5 protein-coding genes are annotated in these 7,264 nt (G+C 63.6%); 3 read left to right on the top strand and 2 right to left on the bottom strand.

Annotation, left to right across the window (positions count from 1 at the left end; translation table 11 throughout):
- Positions 1 to 1,877 (top strand): acetate--CoA ligase (gene acs, locus AC1DT3_RS00980; RefSeq protein WP_477463352.1); only part of this gene is annotated, 1,877 nt, incomplete at its 5' end.
- A gap of 116 nt (positions 1,878 to 1,993) precedes the next feature.
- Here acs and AC1DT3_RS00975 read toward each other — a convergent pair.
- A complete protein-coding gene (locus AC1DT3_RS00975) occupies positions 1,994 to 3,046 on the bottom strand; it encodes an aldo/keto reductase (protein ID WP_477463351.1) in 1,053 nt (350 codons plus the stop codon).
- A gap of 62 nt (positions 3,047 to 3,108) precedes the next feature.
- Positions 3,109 to 3,771, bottom strand: coding sequence for an arylesterase (locus AC1DT3_RS00970; protein ID WP_477463350.1), 663 nt, complete (start codon positions 3,769 to 3,771; stop codon positions 3,109 to 3,111).
- Positions 3,772 to 3,843: 72 nt separating this feature from the next.
- Here AC1DT3_RS00970 and AC1DT3_RS00965 point away from each other — a divergent pair, with 72 nt between their 5' ends.
- Entirely contained in the window at positions 3,844 to 4,536 is a 693-nt protein-coding gene (locus AC1DT3_RS00965) for an ABC transporter ATP-binding protein (protein WP_477463349.1), read from the top strand.
- Positions 4,537 to 4,548: 12 nt separating this feature from the next.
- On the top strand, positions 4,549 to 7,131 hold the full coding sequence (locus tag AC1DT3_RS00960) for an ABC transporter permease (protein WP_477463348.1): 2,583 nt from the start codon (positions 4,549 to 4,551) through the stop codon (positions 7,129 to 7,131).
- The last annotated feature ends 133 nt before the right edge of the window (positions 7,132 to 7,264 follow it).

Raw genomic sequence — 7,264 nt, 5'->3', positions numbered from 1 at the left:
AGTACGAAGCGTCCATCAAGGATCCGGAAGCGTTCTGGGGCGAGGAAGCGAAGCGCATCGACTGGTTCGAGCCGTTCACCAAGGTCAAGAACACGACTTTCGGACCGGGCGAGGTGTCCATCCGCTGGTTCGAAGACGGCGTCACCAACGTCGCCTACAATTGCATCGACCGTCATCTCGAGACGCGCGCCGAACAGGTCGCGATCATTTGGGAAGGTGACGATCCGTCGGAATCCAAGAAGATCACCTATCGCGAATTGCATGACGAGGTCTGCCGAATGGCGAACGTCATGCGCAACCGCGGTGTGGCGAAAGGCGATCGCGTCACGATCTATATGCCGATGATTCCCGAAGCGGCGTACGCGATGCTCGCCTGCGCGCGACTCGGCGCCGTGCACTCCGTCGTGTTCGGCGGCTTCTCGCCGGATTCGCTCGCCGGCCGCATCGAGGATGCGAAATCCGCATTCGTGGTGACGGCCGACGAGGGTCTTCGCGGCGGACGTAAAGTTCCGCTGAAAGCCAATGTCGACGCGGCGATCGAGCGAGTCGGCGGCGTCGATCATGTGCTGGTGGTGAAGCGGACGGGCTCCGCCGTCAACATGGTGCCGGGACGCGACGTCTATTACCACGAGGCGGCGGCGCAGGTGACGAACGATTGTCCGTGCGAAGAGATGAATGCGGAAGACCCGCTGTTCATTCTCTATACGTCGGGCTCGACCGGAAAACCCAAGGGCGTGCTGCACACCACTGGCGGCTATCTCGTCTACACCGCAATCACGCATCAATACGTGTTCGATTATCACGACGGCGACATCTATTGGTGCACGGCGGATGTGGGCTGGGTCACCGGCCATTCGTATATTCTGTACGGACCGCTCGCCAACGGTGCGACGACGCTGATGTTCGAGGGCGTTCCCACCTATCCGTCGATCTCTCGCTTCTGGGAGGTCATCGACAAGCACAACGTCAACATTTTCTACACCGCGCCGACCGCCATCCGCTCGCTCATGCAGGCGGGCGAGGATCCGGTGAAGCGGACATCGCGCAAATCGCTGCGCGTGCTCGGCAGCGTCGGCGAGCCGATCAATCCGGAAGCGTGGGAATGGTATTTTCGCGTGGTCGGCGACAGCCGCTGTCCCGTCGTCGATACCTGGTGGCAGACCGAGACTGGCGGCATTCTGATCACGCCTCTGCCGGGCGCGACGAAACTAAAGCCCGGCTCCGCCACGCGACCCTTCTTCGGAGTGGTACCGCAAGTGGTGGACGCCGATGGCAAAGTGCTCGAAGGCGCTGCGGAGGGCAATCTCGTCATCGCCGATTCGTGGCCCGGCCAGATGCGCACGGTCTACGGTGATCACGAGCGTTTCGTGCAGACCTACTTCGCCACGTATCCGGGCAAGTACTTCACCGGCGACGGCTGCCGCCGTGATGCGGACGGCTACTACTGGATCACTGGTCGCGTCGACGACGTGCTCAACGTATCGGGTCACCGCATGGGAACGGCGGAAGTGGAATCGGCCCTGGTCGCGCACCCGAAAGTTTCCGAAGCCGCCGTCGTCGGTTATCCGCACGACATCAAGGGTCAGGGCATCTACGCTTATGTCACCCTGATGACCGGTGTCGAACCGTCCGACGAGCTGCGCAAGGAACTCGTGGTGTGGGTGCGCAAGGAGATCGGGCCGATCGCCTCTCCCGACCTTCTCCAGTTCGCGCCCGGCCTGCCGAAAACACGATCGGGAAAAATCATGCGCCGAATTCTGCGTAAGATCGCCGAGGACGAGTTCGGCAATCTCGGCGATACCTCGACGCTCGCCGATCCCGCCGTCGTCGATGATCTGGTGGAGAACCGCCAGAACAAGCGCATTCAAGCCGCTTGAGATCCGTGCGACGCGGTGCTCATCCTCTGGATGAGGCCGTCGTTACGAGAAACGCAGCGCGTTCATGTCACATCCGTCATGGCCGGAACGAGTCCGGCCATGACGTCGCCGCGTGATCAGGGGCAGGGATTCTGGTGCACCAGATGGATCGCGTCGATGCGCTCCTCCAATTCCGGCGTGATCTTCACATCGACCGACCCGATATCCGTCTTGAGCTGTTCCATCGACGTCGCGCCGATGATGTTCGCCGTGACGAAAGGCCGTGAATTGACGAAAGCGAGCGCCAGTTGCGCGGGATCGAGGCCGAACTCGGCAGCGAGCTTCAGGTACGCGCGGATCGCCGCATCGGCGCCCGGCGTCTCATAGCGCTGGCCGCGATTGAACAAGGTCGTGCGGGCTCCCGGCGGACGCGCGCCGTCGAGATATTTCCCGACGAGATAGCCCTGCGCGAGCGGCGAATAGGCGAGCAGGCCGACCTGCTCCCGGCCGCTGATCTCGGCGAGCGCGACTTCGAACGTCCGGTTGAGGAGATTGTAGGCGTTCTGAATGGACTGAACCCGCGGGCGACCCGATTTCGCCTCCGCGTGCTTGAGGAAGCTCATCGTTCCCCAGGCGCTCTCGTTGGAAAGGCCGACATGGCGGATTTTTCCGGCCTTCACGAAATCCGCGAAGATGTCGAGGGTTTCGTCGATCGGATGAGAGGATTGGTCCTCCTCGTCATTGCGATAGACGGTCGGGTTCGAACCCCACGGCATCGCTCGGTCGGGCCAGTGGATTTGGTAGAGATCGATGTAGTCGGTCTGCAACCGCTTCAGGCTCGCGTCGAGCGCTTCCACCATCTGGGGACGAGAGAGCTCGGCCGGCGATCCATCCTTACGGAACCAGGTCATCTGCGAGCGCCCGACGACCTTCGAGGCGAGGATGATCTTGTCGCGATTGCCTTTGGCTTTGAACCAGGAGCCGATGATCCGCTCCGTCGAGCCTTGGGTCTGGGCCGTCGGCGGGATCGAGTAGAGTTCGGCCGTATCGAAGAAGTTGATGCCCTTTTCCACCGCGTAGTCCATCTGGGCGTGGCCCTCGGCTTCGGTGTTCTGCTGACCCCAGGTCATGGTGCCGAGACAAATGTGGCTGACGTTCAAATCCGTGCGGCCGAGGCGGCGATATTCCATAGAAAGGCTCCTCGCGGCCGGCAATGCGCCGCGTTCAGGCAATGACGGAGCGCTGGCGAACGTCAGCGCTTGGGAAGAGTGGCGAGAAACGTCTCGACGGTGGGCAGGATCCGCTCGACGATCACCTCGACGCCCTTGGCGGTCGGATGAACGCCATCGGGCAAGTTGAGAGTGCGGTCGCCGGCAATCCCGTCCAAGAAGAAGGGGTAGAGCACAAGCCCGTACTTCTTCGCAATGTCCGGATAGATCCGATCGAACTTTTGCGCGTAATCCTCACCCAAGTTGCGGGCGGCGACCATGCCGGCGAGCAGGACCGGGATCTGGCGCTCTTTCAGCCGCTCGACGATGGAATCGAGCGCTTTTCGCGGAATTGTCGGATCGAGGCCCCGCAGCATGTCGTTGGCGCCGAGTTCGAGAATGACACCGTCCGTCCCGTCGGGAACCGACCAGTCGAGCCTGTCGAGGCCACCGGAGGAGGTGTCGCCGGAAACGCCGGCATTGACGATCTCGACATTGTGACCCCGCGCCTTGAGAGCGCGCTCGAGAACGACCGGAAACGCGGCGCTTTGCGGGAGCTGGTAGCCGGCGCTCAAACTGTCACCGAAAGCCACGAGCCGGACCGGGGTGTTTTGCGCGAGGGCTGAAGAAAAAGGCAGTGTGAGCGTCAAACATGCAGTGGCACACGCAAAAATGATCGCCATGAACGGGCCTGATTGGCGCTTCATCAATATGATTCCCATATGCGTCGAAGAGGCCGGGATCTCCGGCCGGGTTTCTCAAAGATCGGGTGAGCGAGCATGCAGGACAAGGCCATCGCACTGCAGGATGTGGATTTGAGCCTCGGGCGCGGCGCTGCCCGGGTGCACATCCTGAAGGGCGTTTCCCTTGGAATCGCCCGCGGCGAGGCCGTCGGCCTGGTTGGACCGTCGGGCTCGGGCAAATCGACCCTCCTGATGACCATGGCCGGTCTGGAGCGACCCGATTCGGGCAAGATCATCGTCGAGAACACGGATCTTTCGGGCCTCGACGAAGATGCCCTGGCGCGGTTTCGCGGCCGGCGCATCGGCATCGTCTTCCAATCCTTCCACCTCGTTCCGACCATGACGGCGCTCGAGAACGTCGCCCTCCCCCTCGAATTGGCGGACGAAGAGAACGCCTTCGCACGGGCGGAAGCGGAACTCGCAGCGGTGGGTCTGGGAGAGCGGCTCCATCATTATCCGGCGCAATTGTCCGGGGGCGAGCAGCAGCGGGTCGCCATCGCCCGCGCCATCGTCCCCAATCCGGCGATTCTCGTCGCCGACGAGCCGACCGGCAATCTCGACGAAACGACCGGTCAGTCGATCATCGACCTCCTCTTCGCGCTCAAGCGTGAACGCGGCGCGACCCTCGTCCTCGTGACCCACGACCTCAATCTCGCTCGCCTTTGCGACAGAACCGTGCGTCTTCGTTCAGGCCGTATCGAGGCGGATCTCTCCGCCGTGAACGTCTAAGGGACGCGCGCCATGCACGGCTCTCTTCCCGGTTCGCTGCCGAAGCGGCCCTCCTTTTCATCCTCCTTGCGTCTCGTGTTGCGCCTGGCTTGGCGCGAATTGCGCGGCGGTCTTTCCGGGTTCGGGATCTTTCTCGCCTGTATCGCACTCGGGGTCGCAGCGATTGCGGGGGTATCCTCTCTGTCGCGCTCGCTGACGGAGGGCATCACGAAGGAGGGCCGGCGCATCTTGGGTGGAGACATGGCCTTCTCCCTGCTGCAGCGCGAGGCGGACAAGCCTGAACTCGCCTTCCTGTCCGAACGCGGGACCGTCGCCACGATCGCCACCATGCGCGCCATGGCGATCGCCGGCGACAAGGGCTCGGCGTTGGTCGAGTTGAAGGCTGTCGACGGGACCTATCCGACGATCGGAACACTCGAAACCGAACCGCAGCAGTCTCCATCCGCCCTTCTCGGAGAGCGCGACGGCGTGTTCGGCGCGGTTGCCGATCCGGCGCTCCTCGCCCGCCTCGATTTGAAGCCTGGCGATCGCATCAAGGTCGGCAACGCGCCGATGGAACTGCGTGCGGCTCTTGTCTCCGAGCCCGACAAGATCGCCAACGGCATCGGCTTCGGCCCTCGGTTGCTGGTGTCCCAGGACGCTTTGCGCGCCACCGGCCTGTTGCAACCCGGCAGCCTCGTCCGATGGACCTATCGAGTGAAACTGCCGCAGGTCGACGACGCCGTGCTGGAACGGGTCGAGGCTCAATCCAAGATTGCCTTGCCCGAAGCGGGCTGGAATGTCCGCACGCGCGTCAACGCCGATCCGCGCTTCCAGCGCAACATCGAGCGTTTCACGCAGTTTCTCACCCTCGTCGGATTGACGGCGCTCCTCGTGGGTGGCGTCGGTGTGGCGAACGCCGTGCGCGGGTTCGTCGATCGCAAACGTGCCTCCATCGCCACCATGAAGAGCCTCGGCGCACCGGGCGGTCAGGTCGTGCTGCTCTATCTCACCCAAGTGATGGCGATCGCGATGGTGGGCGTCGGCGTCGGTCTCGTGGTCGGCGGCGCGCTACCCTTCGTCGTGAACGCCCTGTTCGGCCACCTGCTGCCGATCCCGATCCAACCGACGCTTGCCTGGAGCGAACTTGGGGTCGCGCTGCTCTACGGAATCCTCACGGCGCTGGTCTTCGCACTCGCCCCGCTCGGGCGCGCCCACGACATTCCGGTCTCCGGCCTTTTTCGGGACCAAATCGAGCCCGGGCGAATTTGGCCGCGCAAGCGCTATCTGGCGACGCTCGCCCTTGCCCTCGTCGCCCTCGTCGGCCTTGCGGTTTTCGCCGCCTACGACCGTCGCATCGCCCTGATGTTCGTCGGCGCCGCCGCCGCGTCCTTCGCCCTGCTGCGGGCGATCGGCCTTGGCATCATGGCGCTCGCCCGTCGCCTTCCCCGGCCGAAAAGCGCGGCACCGCGTCTCGCCCTGGCGAACATCCACCGCCCCGGCGCGCTGACCCCGTCGCTCGTCCTGTCCCTTGGCCTCGGAATCACCCTGCTCGTGACCCTCGCCCTCATCGATACGAACCTTACGCGCCAGCTTCGGCAGACGCTGCCCGAGCACGCGCCGAGCTTCTTCTTCCTCGACATCCCCAATGCGCAGGCCGACGCCTTCGGCGATTTTCTGAAAGCACAGGCGGCCAGCGCGCAGATCGACCGGGTGCCGATGATGCGCGGCCGGCTGGTCACCCTGCGCGGCGTTCCCGTCGCCGAGATCAAAGCCAGCGAGGACGTGTCCTGGGTGCTAGACGGGGACCGCGGCATCACCTACGCGACCGCCATCCCGAACGGCTCCGAACTCGTGTCCGGCGAATGGTGGCCCGCCGATTACCGCGGCAAGCCGCTGGTCTCCTTCGAGGAAAAGGTCGCGGAAGGTCTCGGCCTGAAAGTCGGCGACGAGATCACGGTCAACGTTCTCGGCCGCAACATCACGGCCGCCATCGCCAACCTGCGGCACGTGGAATGGCGCTCTCTCGGCATCAATTTCGTGATGGTTTTTTCGCCCAATACCTTCGCCGGCGCACCGCATACCCATCTCGCGACGGTGACGTTCCCGAACGGCTCCGACGTCACGACCGATGCCAAGATCCTGCGCAGCGCCGCGCAGGCCTATCCGCTCGTCACGAGCGTGCGCGTGAAAGACGCCTTGGAGGCCATCGACGACGTCGTATCGCAGCTCGTCATGGCGATTCGGGGCGCCAGCGCCATTGCGCTCATCGCAAGCCTTCTGGTCCTGGCCGGGGCGCTGGCGGCCGGCCACCGGGCACGGCTCTATGACGCCGTCGTCCTGAAGACCCTGGGGGCCACACGGGCCCGCCTTCTGGGCGCGTATGCGCTGGAGTACGGGTTGCTCGGTATCGCGACCGCGGTGTTCGGCTTGCTGGCGGGAACTCTCGCCGCCTACCTCATCGTCACCCGCGTGATGAATTTGAGCTTTGCCTTAGATCTCTCAGGCGCAGTGTTCGTTTCGATCTTGGCGGTTCTGGTGACGGTTGGACTAGGCCTCATCGGCACCTGGAGAATTTTGAATCAAAAGCCAGCGCAGTACTTGAGAGATCTTTGATCGGCAGCCCGCGAGCGACAGCGATGAAAGGCCGCGCCTAGGGCGGCGAAAAACGCTTCATCTTGATTCGTCTTTGCGGTCGATCTGCCGGCGCGACAGAAGCTTGACCTTACCTCTTGCGAAACGACGGGCG

It is taken from the genome of Microvirga sp. P4_G7, assembly GCF_056401005.1.
The sequence above is the reverse complement of the archived record's forward strand: the minus strand, read 5'-3'. Positions and strand labels throughout refer to the sequence as shown.

Excerpts from the sequence above, each read along its gene's own strand:
- AC1DT3_RS00960 (WP_477463348.1), top strand. The coding sequence starts at position 4,549 with ATGCACGGCTCTCTTCCCGGTTCGCTGCCGAAGCGGCCCTCCTTTTCA.
- AC1DT3_RS00970 (WP_477463350.1), bottom strand. The coding sequence starts at position 3,771 with ATGAAGCGCCAATCAGGCCCGTTCATGGCGATCATTTTTGCGTGTGCC.
- AC1DT3_RS00965 (WP_477463349.1), top strand. The coding sequence starts at position 3,844 with ATGCAGGACAAGGCCATCGCACTGCAGGATGTGGATTTGAGCCTCGGG.
- AC1DT3_RS00975 (WP_477463351.1), bottom strand. The coding sequence starts at position 3,046 with ATGGAATATCGCCGCCTCGGCCGCACGGATTTGAACGTCAGCCACATT.